Here is a 16,959-nt window from a genome sequence, read left to right on the forward strand (position 1 = left end):
AGCGGCCGGGCCATGGATGAATCCATCGGGATGCTGAGCGCAGCGGCAGTGCTGGTGTTCGGTATCTGGCTCGTGGACTACTCCGGCGACGCCACGCGAGCGTCGGGGTCGATCCGGGCGGCGAGCATCGATGCAGCGCACTACGCGGCCAGCGCGCTCGCCTCGCCCCCGGCCGCGGCCACCGATGCCGACGTCGACAGGCGCGCCGCAGACATCGCCGAGCGTGTCGTGGGCGCCGCAGCCATCGCCAGCTGCGACAGCGCCGATCAGCGCTACAGCGTCACTGCCGCCGTCCACCGCCTGCCCTCGAAGACCGAACCTGCGGCCGTGACGGTCGACGTGACCTGCCCGCTCGCGGTCTCACCCCTGTTCACCGACACCGTCAGCGCCCGCGTCGCCGTCCCGATCCCGCCGGCACCCGCCTCCCAGCCATGAGCACCACACGCGGCGTCGCCGACAATCGTCTCGGGGCCCGGGCGCTCGCTCGTCGGTCGCCGCGATGAGCACGCCCTTCGTCGCGCTCGCGCTCGCAGCGATGTGCGCGCTGTTCAGTGCCGCGGCTGCCGACACCGCGCAGGTCATGAGCCTGCGGAACCAGTCCGCCGACGAGGCCCGCCGGGTCGCGATCAGCACGCTCGACTCGTGCGCCGTCAGCGGCGATGCCACCAGCCGCTGCGTGCCGCCGACGGGCTGCACCGCTCCGGCGTGCGTTGTCTGCCGGCGCGGCGACGCCGTCCAAGCCGACGTGTCGCTGGATTGGTCGCCGGTGGTATTGCGAGGCCTTGCCCCAGCCCACGGCCGTCACGCGCTCAGCCTGCAAGCGCTCGACGTCGCCGACCTGGCCGGCACCGCCCTGCCCGCCTGCGCTTGAGCGAGTGTTGCTGGTGCGGAACGATGCGCAGCGGTGCGTCCGTGGGGGTTCGCAGTGCGCTGGAGTCCCTCTCCTCCAGTGTCATGCACTCGATGCCGGGTTGATCCAGCGCAGCTCAGCGAAACGGGCGAAATCGGAGTCTGCTGAGACGATGGCCAGGCCGTGCTCGATGCACAGCGCGGCGAGCGCAGCATCGGGAATCAGGTTGGCGCTGAGATGCAGGTCCCGCACCAGACGCTCGAGGATGTTCCGGTACCCCCGGCCGGGTTCGGGAATCCACGCGCTGGGAGCGCCCAGCCAGTCGTCGACGAACGCCCACGCCTCGGCGGGTCCGAGCGGATTCGGCACTGCTCGCGGGTTCGTGACGATCCGCAGGAAGCCGGTGAGCGACTGCCAAGGAAGCCCGACCCGACGTGGCCCGTTCAGCGCTCCCTCGAGCCACGTGCGCGTTGCGTCGTGGAACGGGCTCCGTTCGTCGACCGCGTACAGCAGGACGTTGGCGTCGATGAGCACCCGCAGCTACCTCGTGCGCGAGCCTTCGAGCACATCGATGGCCTCGGCCACGTTGCTGACGTCGATCTGGATGCCGAGCGGATGGGTCCGTTGGACGAAGGGGCGAGCGTCCGATGAGGCTGCAAGCCCGCGCCGCACGAGGTGGTTGACGGCCTCGGAAACGCCCATGCCGGTGTCCTGGCGCAGCCGTGCCAGCGCCCGTGCCGCATCCTCGTCGAATTCGATGGTCGTGCGCATGAGCAAAATATAGCACGAACATGGGGAAAATTAAGCATGCAAATGAGCAATCAAGTGCATGATCACGCCTCCAGAGTCAGATCTGTGCAGGACGCGGAATTGCGCGCCACGTCGCGGGAGGCCCGCGCTAGGGTGCGGTTCTGACCGTGAAGCGGGTCCCGTGAGGCCCGAACGGACAGGAAGGACCTGCGCGTGGCAGACCGCGAGCGACGCATGACGCCCCCCTACGGGGGCGTTTTCGTTGCCCGGACCACCATTCTCGATTCCAGCGGGGTCCACCGGGCGCTCACCCGTGTCAGCCACGAGATCATCGAGCGGAACGAGGGTCTCGACAACGTCCTCGTGGTCGGCCTGCAGACCGGCGGCGTGCAGATCGCCCTGCGGATCGTGCGGCTCCTGTTCGAGATCGACGGCACCGACGTGCCCTTCGGCACGCTCGACGTGGCGATGCACCGCGACGACATCGGCCTGCGCCCCGTCATGGCCGAAGCCGTCACCGACATCCCCTTCGACCTCGACGGCATGACGGTGGTGCTGGTCGACGACGTGCTCTACACCGGCCGCACCATCCGCGCAGCGCTCGATGCCCTCAACGACTTCGGGCGGCCCCGGGCGGTGCAGCTTGCCGTGGTGATCGACCGCGGTCACCGCGAGCTGCCCATCCGCCCCGACTTCGTCGGCAAGAACCTGCCCACCAGCCGCGAGGAGATGGTGGACGTCACGCTCGAGGGCGTGCTGCTGGGGGAGATGCGCAAGTGAGCGTGCACCTGCTGACCTTGGGCGAGCTCGGCACCCAGGGCATCTCCGAATTGCTGTCGCTCACCGACCGCTTCGTCGAGGTGGGCCGCCGGCCGATCCCTCGGGTGCCCGCCCTGCGCGGCCGCACCGTGGCCACGCTGTTCTTCGAGGAGTCCACCCGCACCCGGCTGGCCTTCGAGACCGCGGCCAAGCGACTGTCGGCCGACGTGCTCAACTTCTCCGCGGCCTCCTCGTCGCTCGCGAAGGGCGAATCGCTGCGAGACACCTTCGAGACTGTCCAGGCCATGGGCATCCATGCCGCCGTGGTGCGCCATCGCAGCGCCGGAGTGCCTGCGCAGATCGCCCGCTGGGCCGACGACGGCGTCGCAGTGCTCAACGGCGGCGACGGGTGGCATGCCCACCCCACCCAGGGTCTGCAGGACGCCTACACGCTGTGGCGCCACTTCAGCCCGATGCCCGACGGCCAGCCGGGCGCCGAAGTGGCCGACGAGCCCACGCTGGCAGGGCTCCGGATCGGCATCGTCGGCGACATCGTCCACAGCCGCGTCGCCCGCAGCGACATCGAGGCCTACACCGCGCTGGGCGCCAGCATCGTGCTGGTTGCGCCACCCACGCTGCTGCCGGCGCAGCCGCGTGACTGGATCGACTGCTGGTTCCCGGCCGACGCAGCCAAGCGCGTTGAGATCTCCCACAGCCTCGACGAGGTGCTCGACGATCTTGACGTGGTGGGGTTGCTGCGCTGCCAGCGCGAGCGCATGGTGGACGGCTTGATCGGGTCGGTGTCCGAGTACGTCGCCCGCTACGGCCTCACCGCCGAACGCGCCCAGCGCCTGCGCCCTGATGCGGTCATCACCCACCCCGGCCCGATGAATCGCGGCATCGAGATTGCAGGTGCGGTGTTCGAAGACCTGGCTGCCAACCGGGTGCTGGTCACCCAGCAGGTGTCACATGGGGTGGCAGCCCGCATGGCAGTGCTGTTCCGCCTGATCGGATCGGGCACGGCACTGCCCAACACGGATGCGACCCCCGAAGCCGCGCCCTCAGAGGCGGATACGACGGGCCGAGGCGGTGCCTGAGATGGCGAAGCTGCGGGCGCCGGCCGGAGGTGAGACGTTGCTGCTGGCAGGCGGCGAGATCGTCGAACGAACCGGTCGACGGTACGCAGACATCACCGTGCTGGACGGCCGAATCGCCTCTGTTGATCCTCCTGGCACGAGCCGCAACGGTTCGGCTCAGGTCATCGATGCGACCGGGTGCGTGATCGCCGCCGGACTGGTGGACCTGTTCAGCCGCCTCGGCGAGCCCGGCAACGAGGAGGCCGAGACCGTCGCGACCGCCACCGCGGCCGCCGCGCTCGGCGGCTTCACCGCTGTCCTGGCGCAGCCCGACACCGACCCGCCGCTCGACCGCTTGGGCCAGCTCGCCGAGCTGCGTCGCAATGCGGCAGGCGGATACTGCGCCGTCATCGCGGCTGCCACGATCACCGCAGACCGGGCAGGGAAGCGCCTGTCGCCGCTGGCCGAGCTGGCCGACGCTGGCGTCCGCTGGTTCACAGACGTGGGGCCGCTGGCCGACGCCGGCCTGCTGCGCCGGGCTCTGCAGTACGCCGGACCGCTGGGCGGGACTGTGTCGGTGCGCCCGGCCACTGCCCATCTCGGCGGCACGGCCGCCATGGCCGAGGGCGCCGTGTCGGCACGCATGGGCCTGGCCGGGGAACCGGCTGCCTCCGAGGAGCTGGCAGCCGGCGCTGCGATCGGCGTTGCGAGGCTCACCGGACGGCGGCTGCACCTCGACCGCATCAGCGCCACCCGCACAGTCGAGCTGGTGCGTGCCGCCAAGGCGGAGGGCATCGACGTGTCTGCGTCGGTTGCCGCCGAGCACCTGCTCTTCATCGATGCCGATGCCGACGGCTACGACACGCTCCTCCGGGCCGAGCCGCCCTACCGCGACGCGCAGGACCGGGCGGCGCTCATCACCGGTGTCAACGACCGCACGATCGATGCGGTGGTCAGCGGCCACTCGCCGGTTCCGCCGCAGGCGAAAGACCTGCCCTTTGATGAGGCACCGCCTGGCGTGGCGGCGCTGGAAACCTGTGCTGCACTCGTCCTGGGCCATCCAGACATCAGCGTCGAGACAGCGTTGGACGCGCTCGCGTGGCGACCTGCCGAACTGGCAGGTGCCGCACATCTCGGCGGCGGAACGATCGAGCCCGGCCAGCCGGCGAACCTCGTGGTTCTCGACCTCGACAGACCCTGGACGCTGGCCGAGCGCGGCTCGGTCTCGATGGCGCGCAACACTCCGCACCGCCGTCGCGAAATGGGTGTGATGGTGACGGCAACGGTCGTTGCCGGCCAAGCAGTGGTGGCCGATGGTGCGCTGTGCAGCACGGCCGATACCGTCGCTGCGCTCGCCGCAGGAAACACCCGATGACCCCAACCGCAGACAACCCCGCCGCGCCCACTGCCGGTGCGCTCGTGCTCACCGACGGCACCACCTTCGAGGGCGAGATGATCGGCGCGCCCCTGGGTCCCTCCGGCGGCATCGCATCGGGCGAGGTCGTGTTCAACACCGTGATGACCGGCTACCAGGAGGTCATCACCGACCCCTCCTACGCAGGCCAGATCATCGCTTTCACCTACCCGCACATCGGCAACTACGGCACGACCACCGCCGATGCCGAATCTCGCCAGCCGTTCTGCCGAGGCGTCGTCATCCGCGACCTGGCCCGCCGCCGCTCCAACTGGCGTGCCGACAGCGATCTCGACGCCTATCTCGCCCGTCACGGGGTGGCCGGCATCGCGGGCGTGGACACGCGCCGCCTGACACGCCATGTGCGCGACCACGGCGCCATGCCAGGTGCCTTCGGGCCCGCCCCCGACGATGAGGCGCTGGCACGCCTCGCGGCCGCGGCCACCGCCGAGCCCGGCACCGCGGGCGTCGATCTGGTCAGCGAGGTCACCACCGCCGAGCCATACAAGGCCGGCGATGGGCCATGGCGCGTGGTGGCCTACGACTTGGGCATCAAGCGCGCCATCGCTGTCAACCTCGGGCGCATCGCCACCGTCGAGGTGGTGCCGGCGCATACTCCCGCAGACGAGGTGCTCGCCCGCGAGCCCCACGGCGTGTTCCTGTCCAACGGCCCGGGCGATCCCGAGATGGCGGGCAGCGTCACCGACGCGCTCGGCGATTTGCTCGACCGGGTGCCGATCTTCGGCATCTGCCTCGGCCAGCAGGTGCTGGGGCTGGCGCTAGGCGGCCGCTCCTACAAGCTGCCCTTCGGCCACCACGGGGGGAATGTGCCAGTGCGCGACGAGTCGACCGGCCGCGTCGAGATCACCAGCCAGAACCACAACTTCGCCATCGAATCCGGCTCGGTGCCCGGCGTCGACGAGACGCACGTCTGCCTCAACGACGGGTCGCTCGAAGGCTTCGCCTGCCGCGACCTGCCCGCGTTCGCGGTGCAGTACCACCCTGAAGCCAGCCCCGGCCCGCACGACTCGCGCTACCTGTTCGACCGATTCGCCGATCTCATGTCGTCGTTCTGGGGCGGGACCCCCAACGGCGCCGGTCCCGGCGCCGCCGCCAGTCACGGAACGGCTCGCTGATGCCGCGTCGCGACGACATCGGCTCGATCCTCATCATCGGCTCGGGACCCATCGTGATCGGCCAGGCCTGCGAGTTCGACTACTCGGGCACGCAGGCCTGCCGGGTGCTGCGCGAAGAGGGCTACCGGGTGATCCTGGCCAACTCGAACCCGGCCACGATCATGACCGACCCCGAGTTCGCCGACGCCACCTATGTCGAGCCGCTCGACGCGGCGGTGCTTGAGGCGATCATCGCCCGCGAACGCCCGGACGCGCTGCTGCCCACGCTCGGCGGCCAGACGGCGCTGAACCTCGCCACCGAGCTCTCCAACAGCGGCGTGCTCGACCGCTACGGCGTCGAGATGATCGGCGCGTCCGAGGTGGCCATCAACACGGCGGAGGACCGCGACCGCTTCCGCCAGGCCATGACCGAGATCGGCCTGCGCTGCGCTCGCTCGGCCATCGCTCACTCCATGGGCGAGGCTCGCCGGGCCATCGACGAGATCGGCCTGCCGGTCATCATCCGTCCTGCCTACATCCTGGGCGGGGAGGGCACCGGCTTCGCTACCACTGCCGCCGAGTTCGAAACCGCGGCAGCCGCAGGCCTCGACGCCAGCCCGATCAGCGAGATCCTCATCGAGCAGTCGGTGAAGGGCTGGAAGGAATTCGAGCTCGAGGTGATGCGCGACCGCGCCGACAACTGCGTGGTGATCTGCTCCATCGAGAACTTCGATGCGATGGGCGTTCATACCGGCGACTCGGTCACCGTCGCCCCCACCCAGACCCTGTCCGACGTGGAGTACCAGCAGATGCGCGACGCGGCCTTCGCCTGCATCCGCCGCATCGGCGTGGAGACGGGCGGCTCGAACGTGCAGTTCGCCGTGGACCCCGCCAACGGCGAGCAGATCATCATCGAGATGAACCCGCGGGTCAGCCGCAGCTCCGCCCTGGCGTCGAAGGCGACCGGCTTCCCGATCGCCAAGATCGCCGCCCGACTCGCCGTCGGCTACACGCTCGACGAGATCACCAACGACATCACCGGCGAGACGCCCGCCAGCTTCGAGCCGACCATCGACTACGTGGTCACCAAGATTCCTCGCTGGGCCTTCGAGAAGCTGCCCGGTGCCGCGCCGGTACTCGGACCGCAGATGCAGTCGGTCGGCGAGGTGATGGCCATCGGACGCACCTTCCCCGAGAGCCTGCAGAAGGCGCTGCGCAGCCTGGAGCAGGGCCGTTTCGGCCTGAATGCTGACGCAGGCGAGGCGCAGTACGCCGAGCGCACGACGGCCGAGCTGCTCGACGCGATCGGCACGCCCACGCCCGAGCGCGTCTTCGAGATGGGAGAGCTGCTGCGCAGAGGCGCCGATCCTGACGAGGTCAGCACCGCCACCGGCGTGGACCCGTGGTTCGTCGACCAGATGCTCGCCATCATCGACGAGCGGGCGGCGCTCGAAGCGGCCGGCGGCCCCAGCCAGCTCAGTCGGCGTGCGTGGAAGCGCGCCAAGCAGCTCGGCTTCGCCGACGCCCAGCTGGCATGGCTGTGGGGCACCGGCGAGGCCGAGGTGCGCGCTGCGCGCCTTGAGGCGGGCGTGCGCGCCACGTTCAAGACTGTGGACACGTGCGCCGCCGAGTTCGATGCCCGTACGCCGTACCACTACTCCACCTACGAGGACGAGGACGAGATCCGCGCCGGCACCCGCCCCCGCATGATCATCCTGGGCTCGGGGCCCAACCGCATCGGCCAGGGCATCGAGTTCGACTACTGCTGCGTGCACGCCAGCTTCGCCCTGCGCGACGCCGGCTACGAGACCGTCATGGTCAACTGCAACCCCGAGACGGTCTCCACCGACTACGACACCTCAGACCGCTTGTACTTCGAGCCGCTCACCACCGAGGATGTCCTCAACATCATCGACGCCGAGGATCCGGTCGGCGTCATCGTGAGCCTCGGCGGCCAGACGCCGCTCAAGCTGGCATCGGAACTGCCCGCCGGGCTGGTGTGCGGCACGCCCGCCGACTCCATTGACCTGGCCGAGGACCGCGAGCGCTGGAACGCGCTCTGTGCCGCACTCGCCATCCCGCAGCCGCCCGGCGGCACCGCTGCCGGGCCGGCCGAGGCGGCCGCGATCTGCGACGACATCGGCTTTCCCGCGCTCGTGCGCCCCAGCTACGTGCTCGGCGGCAGGGCCATGACCGTCGTCTATGACCACGACGAGCTCGCCGCCACCATGGCCGAGCTGGCGCAGTTCTCCTCGCTGGGTCGTGAAGGAGGCCTGTCGGCCGAACGGCCCGTGCTCGTGGATCGCTTCCTCGAAGACGCCATCGAGGTCGACGTCGACTCACTGCGCGACCGCACCGGCGCGTGGATGCTCGGCGGGATCATGGAGCACGTCGAGCAGGCCGGCGTGCACTCGGGCGACAGCGCGTGCGCCATCCCGCCGCCGAGCCTCAGCGCCGAGACCCAGCAGACGATCGTGACCTATACCCAGCGTCTGGCCGACTCGCTCGGCGTGGTGGGGCTGCTGAACGTGCAGTTCGCCGTCAAGGCTGGCGAGGTGTTCGTGATCGAGGCCAACCCGCGGGCGTCGCGCACGGTGCCGTTCGTCGCCAAGGCCACCGGGGTGTCGCTCGCCAAGGCGGCATCGCGGGTGATGGCGGGCGAGACGCTCGACGAGCTTGTCGCAGACGGGATGCTGCCTGACTGGTCACGCAACGGCCAGCTGCCCGCCGATGAGCCAACAGGGCCGCGCCATGTCGCCGTGAAGGAAGCCGTGCTGCCCTTCGGCCGGTTCCCCTCGGTGGACACCGTGCTCGGCCCCGAGATGCGCTCGACGGGCGAAGTCATGGGCATCGACGCCACCTTCGGGCTGGCGTTCGCCAAGAGCCAGATTGCCGCGGGCGACGCGCTCCCGTCCGGCGGCACGGTGCTGCTGACGCTCGCCGACCGCGACAAGCCCGAGGGGCTCGAGGCGGCCCGCGTGCTCGTCGCGCTCGGCTTCGACATCGCCGCGACAGCCGGCACGGCCGACTACCTGCGAGGCAACGGCGTCGCCGTCGCGACCGAGGTGGCGAAGCTGTCGGTGGACGGCCACGAGACCTCGCCCGGCGCGGACTCGGTGCAGCTCATCGCTGCAGGTCGCATCCAGCTGGTGGTCAATACGCCGAGGGGTCGAGGGGCGCAGATCGACGGCCGCCACATCCGGGCGGCGGCACGCACGCATCACGTCCCGTGCCTGACCACCGTGGCCGCGGCCCGCGCCGCGGCCACGGGCCTGCGTGAGTGGCTCGCCAGCGATTTGCAGGTACGGCCGCTGCAGGAATTCCACGCAGAACTCGATGCGTCGATGCGACGCGAGCATGCCTGAGTCACTGCCCCGGGCCGTCCCTCGCGGAGGCGTCGACATGGCAGTGCGAGTCGGCAGCGTGGAGCTGCCCAACCCGGTCATGACGGCATCCGGCACTGCCGGCTACAGCACCGAGCTCGGCTCGTACATGGATTTGGCGTCGCTCGGGGCGATCGTGACGAAATCGCTCTCGCCGTTTGCCTGGGCCGGCAACCCGGCACCGAGGGTGGTGGGCAGCGCGGCGGGGATGCTCAACGCGGTAGGGCTGCAGAACCCGGGAGTCTCCGAATGGGTGGATCACGAGCTGCCGCGCCTGGCCCGCACGGGCGCCCGGGTGGTGGCCAGCATCTGGGGCCGCACGGTCGCCGACTACGCCACGGCAGCAGCGGCGCTGGCCGGTGCCGGGCTGACGGCGCTGGAGGTGAACGTCAGCTGCCCGAACCTCGAAGGCCGCGGCCAGATGTTTGCCTGCGATCCGTCGGCCACGGCCGATGCCGTCAGCGCTTCAACTGCTGCGGGCGTGCCGGTATGGGCGAAGCTCACGCCCAACGTCACCGACCTTGTCGAGATCGCCGAAGCTGCCGTGAGCGGGGGAGCCGAGTCTCTCACGCTCATCAACACCGTCTTCGGAATGTCGATTGACCCAGCTACGGCGCAGCCCACGCTCGGCAACGGCGGCGGGGGACTGTCGGGTCCGGCCATCCGCCCGGTTGCGGTGCGGGCCATCTACGACGTCCGTGCGGCGCTCGGCGGCGTGCCGATCGTGGGAGTCGGCGGGGTGGCCAAAGGGGAGCACGCAGTGGAGCTCATGGCTGCCGGCGCCAGTGCGGTACAGGTCGGCACTGCCTCGTTCTGGGACCCCAGGGCACCTCGCAGCGTGCTCAACGAGCTGCGGCGCTGGTGCGAGCGCCACGGTGTCCGCTCGGCAGCCTCACTCGAGGGGCGCGCCCACCGGACGGCAACCGACACACGGGAGATCATGTGAACCCGCCAACAGCCACTGCAACGGCATCAGTGCTCGGGCGAGTCCCAGCGCGTGATCGCTTGGCTCTCGCGCTCGATGTGCCAGACCGGGCCGCTGCCATGGCGCTGGTGGAGCGCTTCGGGGCCGAGTTCGGCGTCATGAAGGTCGGTCTCGAGCTGTTCCTCGCCGAGGGTCCCGGGGTGGTCCGCGACATCGTGTCGGCGGGCAGCCGCGTGTTCTTGGACCTCAAGCTCCACGACATACCGAACACGGTGGAGCACGCCGCTCGCTGCGCAGGCGAGCGGGGAGTCTGGCTGCTCACCCTGCACACCCAGGGCGGGCCTGACATGCTGGCCGCAGGCGTCCGCGGGCTGCGTGAGGGCGCTGCCGAAGCGGACTTGAGTCCCGAAGTGCCGATGGCACTGGGCGTCACCGTGCTCACCTCAGACGCCGACGCCCCGCCGGAGGTGCTGATGGACCGCGCCCGGCTGGCCGAGCGAGCCGGATGCGGCGGCGTGGTGTGCGCCGCGCCCGATCTTCCCGTCGTGACCAGCACCGTGCCGGGGATGCTCCGGGTGGTCCCGGGCATACGCCCTGCCGGGGCGCCGTCGGCCGATCAACGCCGCGTCGCCACCCCGGCGTCGGCATTGGCGGCAGGCGCCGACGTGCTCGTCATCGGCCGAGCGGTCACCGCTGCGCCCGATCCGGACGCAGCAGCGGCCGCCATCGTCGCCGAGGTCGCTGCGGCCCTGGGTTTGCCGTAAGCCTCGCCGCCATCGAGCCCGGTGTCCCTAGGGCCTATCTGCCGCATAGCTACACTGCACCACAATGAGTCCGCTGCCTGAACTGAGTGACGAGCAGCGTGCCGAGGCGCTGGCCAAGGCCAAGGAGGCCCGCGAGGTCCGCGCAAACGTCAAGCATCGGTTGAAGATGGGCCTGCTCACCTTCGACGAGTTGCTGGCCGAAGCCGACACTGTCGAGAACGTCGGCAAGCTCAAGGCACTCGCTGCCTTGGAGTCGATGCCCGGTCTCGGCAAGGTCAAGGCCCGCCGACTGATGGCTGAGATTGGCATCGCCGACAACCGGCGGCTGCGAGGTCTCGGCGAGACGCAGCGGCGCCGTTTGAGCGAGCATTTCGCACAGGGCTGAGCCTCTGAGGCGCGTGAAGACAGTCGCATGACCGACCCGGCGCCCAGCGGCGCTGCGAGTCATGGCGCGCTTGGGCGCGCACCGGGCGACAGTGCGCCTTGGGGCGTCACGCTGTACGTGGTGTGCGGGCCGGGCGGGGCCGGCAAGGGCACGATCGTGGCTGAGCTGGTGGCGCAAGACCCCACGCTGTTGCTGAGCCGATCCTGGACGACCCGCCCTCGCCGCGTCGGGGAGCCGGCCGAGGCCTACACCTTCGTCACGGCCGAGGAGTTCGATGCCCGGATCTCAGCAGGCGGGTTCTTGGAATGGGCCGACTTCTTCGAGTACCGCTACGGCACCCCGATGCCGCCGCCCGACCTCGACCGGGATCTGGTGCTCGAAATCGACGTTCAGGGCGCCGTGTCGGTGCGCAACCGTGATCCTGCCGCCCTGGTGATCATGGTGCTGCCGCCGAGCCGTGCCGAACAGGAACGACGCATGCGCCGCCGGGGCGACCCCGATGCAGACGTGGCACGCCGGCTCGCCAAGGCCGACGAGGAGCTGCCTGTCGGCTACCGGATGGCTGATCTGATCGTCGTGAACCGAGACATATCGAGCACGGTGTCGGAGATCGCGGCGTTCGTGGAGCGCACCCGGTCCCGCCGGTAGCCTGCGTGTCGCGATGACTGAGTCAACCGACACCATGATCACCCCAGGGCTCGAAGACCTGCTCTCCAAGGTCGACTCGAAGTTCACGCTGGTGAGCCTCGCTGCCATGCGCTCGCGGCAGATCAACTCGTACTACAACCAGCTCGACGGTGGCATCGGCTCAGTTGTGCCCCCGCAGGTTGCCTCGGTTGCCCGCAAGCCCTTGTCGATCGCATTCGAGGAGATCGACGCCGACAAGATCACGTTCGAGCGGTTCGACCCCGAGGAGCGAGCACGGCTGGAGGCCGAAGCGCTCGCGGCGGCGGAGGCTGACGCAGCCATGCTCGAAGTGGTTCCCGATCTCGACGCTTAACCTTTCGCGGCAGTGACGGACTCTGCCGATCAAGCCGAGACTGCTGAGAAGTCGCCGTTCGCCGGGCGCCGTGTGGTACTCGGTGTCAGCGGCGGCATCGCTGCGTACAAAGCAGTGATCCTGTGCCGGCTGATGATGGACGCCGGCGCGCACGTGGTCCCGGTGATGACCGCTGCAGCGCAGCGTTTCGTAGGCCGCGCCACCTTCGATGCCCTCGCCAGCGAGCGTGTGCAGACGTCGATCTTCGGCGAGGACGACCCGATCCCGCACACCACGCTGGGCCAGACGGCCGACGTGGTGGTCGTGGCGCCTGCGACGGCGCGCGTCATCGGCAGCTATGCCGCGGGCATCTCCGACGGCTTGCTCACCGCCACGCTGCTCGCCACGCGGGCACCGGTTGTGGTCTGCCCCGCCATGCACACCGAGATGTGGGAGCACGCCGCCGTGCAGCACAACGTCGAGGTGCTGACCGGCCGGGGGGTGCACATGGTGGTGCCCGAGGCCGGTCGGCTCGCCGGCGGCGACATCGGCACGGGCCGCCTTGCCGAGCCGGCCACGATCTTCGCCGCCGTGGCCGAGGTGCTCGCTGAGCTGCCCGAACCAGACCCTGCCCGGCAGTCACCGCCGCCGCGCCGCGACTTCGCCGGCGTCAGCGTTACCGTGAGCGCCGGAGGCACCCGGGAGGCCATCGACCCGGTTCGTTTCATTGGCAACCGCTCATCGGGCAAGCAGGGCTACGCCATCGCCACCGCCGCCCGGGACCGCGGTGCAGAAGTGACCTTGGTCACCAGCGCTGCGCTGGAACCGCCCGAGGGTGTTCGGGAAGTGCGCGTCGAGTCAGCCGCCGAGATGGACGCCGCTGTGGCGGCACATGCAGGTGCCGATGTGATCATCATGGCGGCGGCAGTGGCCGACTTCCGGCCTGCCGACGTCGCTGCGCAGAAGATCAAGAAGGGCAGCCCCGCCGGGAGCGCCGAAGCCCCGGTCATCGTGCTCGAGCACACCCACGACATCCTCGCCGGTCTCGGGGCGGCCAAGCCCCCGGGCCAGGTGCTGGTCGGTTTCGCAGCCGAGACCGCTGACGTGCTCGACAATGCCGCTCAGAAGCTGGCTCGCAAGAACCTCGACGTCATGGTGGCCAACGACGTCTCGGCGGCCGGTGCGGGATTCGCTCACGACACCAACATCGTGACCATCCTCCTGGCCGACGGCACCGTGCGGCCGCTGCCGATCTGCTCCAAGCGTGAGGTCGCCGACGCGGTGCTCGACACCGTCGTCGAACTTCGCCGCTGACTGGCTGCAGGGTTTCGTCTCGGTCCGTCTAGCCTTGCCGCGCTACTGCAATCGGCAGTTGCGGCGGGCCTGCACGATGGGCCAATCACGATCGGCAATCACGACCGAATGGGGAGCCACGGTGAACCAGTGGACCTTCACCTCAGAATCGGTGACCGAGGGCCATCCGGACAAGATGGCCGACCAGATCTCCGACGCCATCCTGGACTCGCTGATCGCCGAGGATCACCATGCCAGGGTGGCGGTCGAGACGCTGGTCACGACCGGCCTGGTCGTCGTGGCGGGCGAGGTGTCCACCGAGGCCTACGTGGACATCCCGCGAGTAGTGCGCAACACGATCACCGGGATCGGGTACGACCACGGCGAACTCGGGTTCGACGGCAACACCTGTGGCGTGATGATCGCTCTGGACGAGCAATCCCCGGAGATCACCAAGGGCGTCTTCGGCAGCAGCGACGCGGCCGCGCACGAAGACAACATTCCTGATCAGGGCGCCGGCGACCAGGGCATGATGTTCGGCTACGCCTGCCGCGAAACCGATGCCTACATGCCCCTGCCGATCCATGTGGCTCATCGCATGGCCGAGCAGCTCACCGAAGCACGCCGATCGGGCTGCATCCCCTACCTGCGCCCCGACGGCAAGACCCAGGTGAGCTTCGAGTACCGCGACGGCGAGCCGGTTGCGCTCCGCACAGTCGTCGTCTCGGCCCAGCACCGCGAGGGGATCGAGATCGAAGCCATGATGCGCCCCGATCTTCTCGAGCACGTCATCTGCCCCACGCTTCCCGAGCAGTTCGCCGACCACGATTTCGAGTTGCTGGTGAACCCCTCGGGCAGCTTCGTCAGCGGCGGCCCGGTCGCTGATGCCGGCTTGACCGGGCGCAAGATCATCGTCGACACCTACGGCGGCTATGCCCGTCACGGGGGCGGCGCTTTCAGCGGCAAGGACCCGTCAAAGGTCGACCGGTCGGCGGCGTACGGCGCACGCTGGGTCGCGAAGAACATCGTGGCTGCCGGAGCAGCGGACCGTTGCGAGATGCAAGTGGCGTATGCCATCGGGCGTGCCGACCCGGTCTCGGTGCTGGTGGAGACGTTCGGCACTGCCCACGTCGATCCGGAGGCCATATCGGCGGCGGTGGCCGAAGTGTTCGACCTCCGGCCCGCGGCGCTCGTGGCCGAACTCGATCTTCGGCGTCCCATCTACAAGGCGACGGCGGCCTACGGGCACTTCGGCCGCGTGCCCAACGGCGACACCTTCCCCTGGGAGCAGCTCAACCGCGTCGACGATCTCAAGTCCGCCTTGGGCCTCTAAGGCCGCCTGGCGCGACCACACCGGCCACAAGGCCGGGCGGGGCAGACTGCAACGATGCAGCGGGCGATGCAGGTGCTGGTCGATGAGCCGGCCATCGACCGCGAGTTCACCTACCTGCTGCCGCCGGAGCTGGCCTCCGGACGTGTGCCCGTGACCGTCGGCACGATCGTGCGAGTGGTGCTCAACCGCCGGCGCCTGCGCGGCTGGGTCACCGAGCTGGACGCGCCCGTGCCCAGCGGCCGGGAACTGGCGTCAATCAGCAGCGTCGTCGGCGTTGGGCCGCCGCCGCATGTGGTCGAGCTGGCCAGATGGGCCGCATGGCGTTGGGCCGGCACCCGAGCCCACTTCCTCCGCACGGCGAGCCCGGATCGAGTGGTCGGCGGTCTGCCGGTCGCCCGTTCTGCGAGCCTGCCAAACGCCCTCGCCCGCGAGTCGGCCGACATTCCCGAATGGGCCCGAGCTGCTTTCGGTGCTGCAGTCCCGTCGGCCGGCAGCGACGGGCTGCCGACCGTCGTTCGTCTCGGCCCGTGCGCCGACGAATGGCCGCTCGTGGTCGAGGCGCTGCGCGGCGGTCGCGCGCTCGTGCTCGTGCCCACCGCGGCGTGGGCGGCCCGGCTGGTGGGCAGGCTGCGTCAGGCAGGCGTACCGACTGCATTCGCTCCGCGAGACTGGGCCGGGGCAGCCTCGGCGCATGCGGTCGTGGGGACCCGCGCCGGGGCATGGGCCCCGTGCGGTCGGCTCGACGCCGTCGTCGTGCTCGACGAGCATGACGAGGCGTATCAATCCGAGGCGGCGCCCACATGGAATGCCCGTGACGTGGCGGTCGAGCGGGCCCGCCGCGACGGCGCCCGTTGCTTGCTGGCAGGGCCGATGCCCTCGCCGGACGCACTGTCATCCGTGTCATCGGTCATCACTGCCGCGAAGGCCGATGAGCGAGAGGCGTGGCCCCGGCTGCAGATTGCGGACCGGCGCCAGGACGACCCGGCGACGGGGGAGTGGTGCGGTGAAGCCCTCGCCGAGTTGCTGCGCAGCGACGACACCGTGGTGTGCGTGCTGAATCGCACTGGTCGGGCGCGTCTCGCCTACTGCGCTTCGTGCGGCGAGCTGGCGCGCTCGCGCACGAGCGGCCGTGCCCTGCGGCTGGAGAAGCAGCAGTTCACCGACCCCGACAGCGGCGACGTCCGCCCCGCGGTGTGCGAGTTCTGCGGAGCGACGAAGTTCCGGCGTGCTCGGGTCGGGGTGAAGGGCGTCGCCGAGGAGATGGAGCGCCTGGCTCGCCGCCCCGTCACCCAGGTAGTCGGCGGTGCATCGCCAGATGCAACCGGCGCCAGCACCGGCCCCGCTGCTGCTGACGCTGGCGCCGGAGCATCGTCCCGTCGCCGTCTGCCGCGACCACAGGCGATGCGGCCAGCGCTCTTCATCGGTACCGAGGCGGTGCTGCACCGGGTGCCGTCGGCAGACGCAGTTGCGTTTGTCGACTTCGACCAGGAACTCACGGCGCCCCGCTACCGGGCCGCGGAAGAGGCCTTCGCACTGCTCGTGCGTGCGGCACGCTTGGTGGGCCCGCGTTCGGGCAGCGGCAGCATCCTGGTGCAGACGCGGCTGCCTGATCATCCGGTCCTGGCGGCGGCAGCCGAGGCCGATCCCAGCGATTGGCTGCGTGCCGAGGTCGAGCGTCGTTCGGCGATGCGTCAGCCGCCCGCTGCGGCGTGGGCGCTCGTATCGGGAGCGGCGGCCCCGGGCTACGTCGAGACCCTGTCCGCCGGCCTGCACGCCGAGGCGCTCGACATCGCGGGACCCGCTGACGGAACATGGCGCATCCGCAGCGACAACCAGAGCGTGCTGCTGGATGCGCTGGCAGCCGCCGAGCGGCCGTCCGGCAGGCTGCGGGTGGCCGTCGATCCGCTGCGAGCCTGACGGGCCGCGCGCGGGC

At 70.1% G+C, this 16,959-nt stretch carries 17 protein-coding genes; 15 read left to right on the forward strand and 2 right to left on the reverse strand.

Annotated elements, in window-relative coordinates; genetic code table 11:
• The first annotated feature begins 12 nt into the window (after window positions 1–12).
• Entirely contained in the window at window positions 13–435 is a 423-nt protein-coding gene (locus ACOGXD_RS11805) for a hypothetical protein (RefSeq protein ID WP_419915243.1), read from the forward strand.
• Window positions 436–499: 64 nt separating this feature from the next.
• Window positions 500–871 carry a hypothetical protein gene (locus ACOGXD_RS11810; RefSeq protein ID WP_419915244.1) on the forward strand — a complete coding sequence of 124 codons (372 nt, stop codon included), beginning with the start codon at window positions 500–502 and terminating at the stop codon, window positions 869–871.
• An 81-nt stretch (window positions 872–952) separates the two neighbouring features.
• On the opposite strand, the gene ACOGXD_RS11815 is transcribed toward ACOGXD_RS11810, so the two are convergent.
• Window positions 953–1,384 carry a TA system VapC family ribonuclease toxin gene (locus tag ACOGXD_RS11815; protein ID WP_419915245.1) on the reverse strand — a complete coding sequence of 144 codons (432 nt, stop codon included), beginning with the start codon at window positions 1,382–1,384 and terminating at the stop codon, window positions 953–955.
• A gap of 6 nt (window positions 1,385–1,390) precedes the next feature.
• Complete coding sequence (locus ACOGXD_RS11820) at window positions 1,391–1,621, reverse strand: CopG family transcriptional regulator (RefSeq protein WP_419911225.1); 231 nt, start codon at window positions 1,619–1,621, stop codon at window positions 1,391–1,393.
• 213 nt (window positions 1,622–1,834) lie between these two features.
• Between ACOGXD_RS11820 and pyrR the strand changes: the two genes are divergently transcribed.
• The 13 genes from pyrR (at window position 1,835) to ACOGXD_RS11885 (ending at window position 16,943) form a co-directional block, all read left to right on the forward strand.
• The gene (gene pyrR, locus ACOGXD_RS11825; protein WP_416246650.1) at window positions 1,835–2,380 is read left to right on the forward strand and encodes a bifunctional pyr operon transcriptional regulator/uracil phosphoribosyltransferase PyrR; all 546 of its coding nucleotides are present in this window, start codon (window positions 1,835–1,837) and stop codon (window positions 2,378–2,380) included.
• Window positions 2,377–3,456, forward strand: a complete 1,080-nt coding sequence (locus tag ACOGXD_RS11830) for an aspartate carbamoyltransferase catalytic subunit (protein ID WP_419915246.1) — start codon at window positions 2,377–2,379, stop codon at window positions 3,454–3,456. The genes pyrR and ACOGXD_RS11830 overlap by 4 nt, the downstream gene beginning before the upstream one ends.
• A 1-nt stretch (window position 3,457) precedes the next feature.
• On the forward strand, window positions 3,458–4,810 hold the full coding sequence (locus ACOGXD_RS11835) for a dihydroorotase (protein ID WP_419915247.1): 1,353 nt from the start codon (window positions 3,458–3,460) through the stop codon (window positions 4,808–4,810).
• Window positions 4,807–5,985 (forward strand): glutamine-hydrolyzing carbamoyl-phosphate synthase small subunit, encoded by a 1,179-nt coding sequence (gene carA / locus ACOGXD_RS11840; protein WP_419915248.1) that lies wholly within the window; start codon window positions 4,807–4,809, stop codon window positions 5,983–5,985. Before ACOGXD_RS11835 ends, carA begins: the two co-directional genes overlap by 4 nt.
• On the forward strand, window positions 5,985–9,329 hold the full coding sequence (gene carB, locus ACOGXD_RS11845; RefSeq protein ID WP_419915249.1) for a carbamoyl-phosphate synthase large subunit: 3,345 nt from the start codon (window positions 5,985–5,987) through the stop codon (window positions 9,327–9,329). Before carA ends, carB begins: the two co-directional genes overlap by 1 nt.
• Window positions 9,330–9,366: 37 nt before the next feature.
• Complete coding sequence (locus tag ACOGXD_RS11850; RefSeq protein ID WP_419915250.1) at window positions 9,367–10,293, forward strand: dihydroorotate dehydrogenase; 927 nt, start codon at window positions 9,367–9,369, stop codon at window positions 10,291–10,293.
• Between the two features lie 98 nt (window positions 10,294–10,391).
• Window positions 10,392–11,036 carry an orotidine-5'-phosphate decarboxylase gene (gene pyrF / locus ACOGXD_RS11855; RefSeq protein WP_419917398.1) on the forward strand — a complete coding sequence of 215 codons (645 nt, stop codon included), beginning with the start codon at window positions 10,392–10,394 and terminating at the stop codon, window positions 11,034–11,036.
• Window positions 11,037–11,100: 64 nt separating this feature from the next.
• Complete coding sequence (mihF, locus tag ACOGXD_RS11860) at window positions 11,101–11,421, forward strand: integration host factor, actinobacterial type (RefSeq protein WP_419915251.1); 321 nt, start codon at window positions 11,101–11,103, stop codon at window positions 11,419–11,421.
• Between the two features lie 27 nt (window positions 11,422–11,448).
• The gene (locus ACOGXD_RS11865; protein ID WP_419915252.1) at window positions 11,449–12,069 is read left to right on the forward strand and encodes a guanylate kinase; all 621 of its coding nucleotides are present in this window, start codon (window positions 11,449–11,451) and stop codon (window positions 12,067–12,069) included.
• Window positions 12,070–12,082: 13 nt separating this feature from the next.
• Complete coding sequence (rpoZ, locus tag ACOGXD_RS11870) at window positions 12,083–12,421, forward strand: DNA-directed RNA polymerase subunit omega (RefSeq protein WP_419915253.1); 339 nt, start codon at window positions 12,083–12,085, stop codon at window positions 12,419–12,421.
• A gap of 12 nt (window positions 12,422–12,433) precedes the next feature.
• A complete protein-coding gene (gene coaBC, locus ACOGXD_RS11875; protein ID WP_419915254.1) occupies window positions 12,434–13,714 on the forward strand; it encodes a bifunctional phosphopantothenoylcysteine decarboxylase/phosphopantothenate--cysteine ligase CoaBC in 1,281 nt (426 codons plus the stop codon).
• A gap of 121 nt (window positions 13,715–13,835) precedes the next feature.
• Complete coding sequence (metK, locus tag ACOGXD_RS11880) at window positions 13,836–15,026, forward strand: methionine adenosyltransferase (RefSeq protein ID WP_419915255.1); 1,191 nt, start codon at window positions 13,836–13,838, stop codon at window positions 15,024–15,026.
• 54 nt (window positions 15,027–15,080) lie between these two features.
• The gene (locus ACOGXD_RS11885; RefSeq protein ID WP_419915256.1) at window positions 15,081–16,943 is read left to right on the forward strand and encodes a hypothetical protein; all 1,863 of its coding nucleotides are present in this window, start codon (window positions 15,081–15,083) and stop codon (window positions 16,941–16,943) included.
• Window positions 16,944–16,959 lie beyond the last annotated feature (16 nt).

The sequence above is a fragment of the Candidatus Poriferisodalis sp. genome (assembly GCF_965204125.1).
Taxonomy (GTDB): Bacteria; Actinomycetota; Acidimicrobiia; order Acidimicrobiales; family Poriferisodalaceae; genus Poriferisodalis.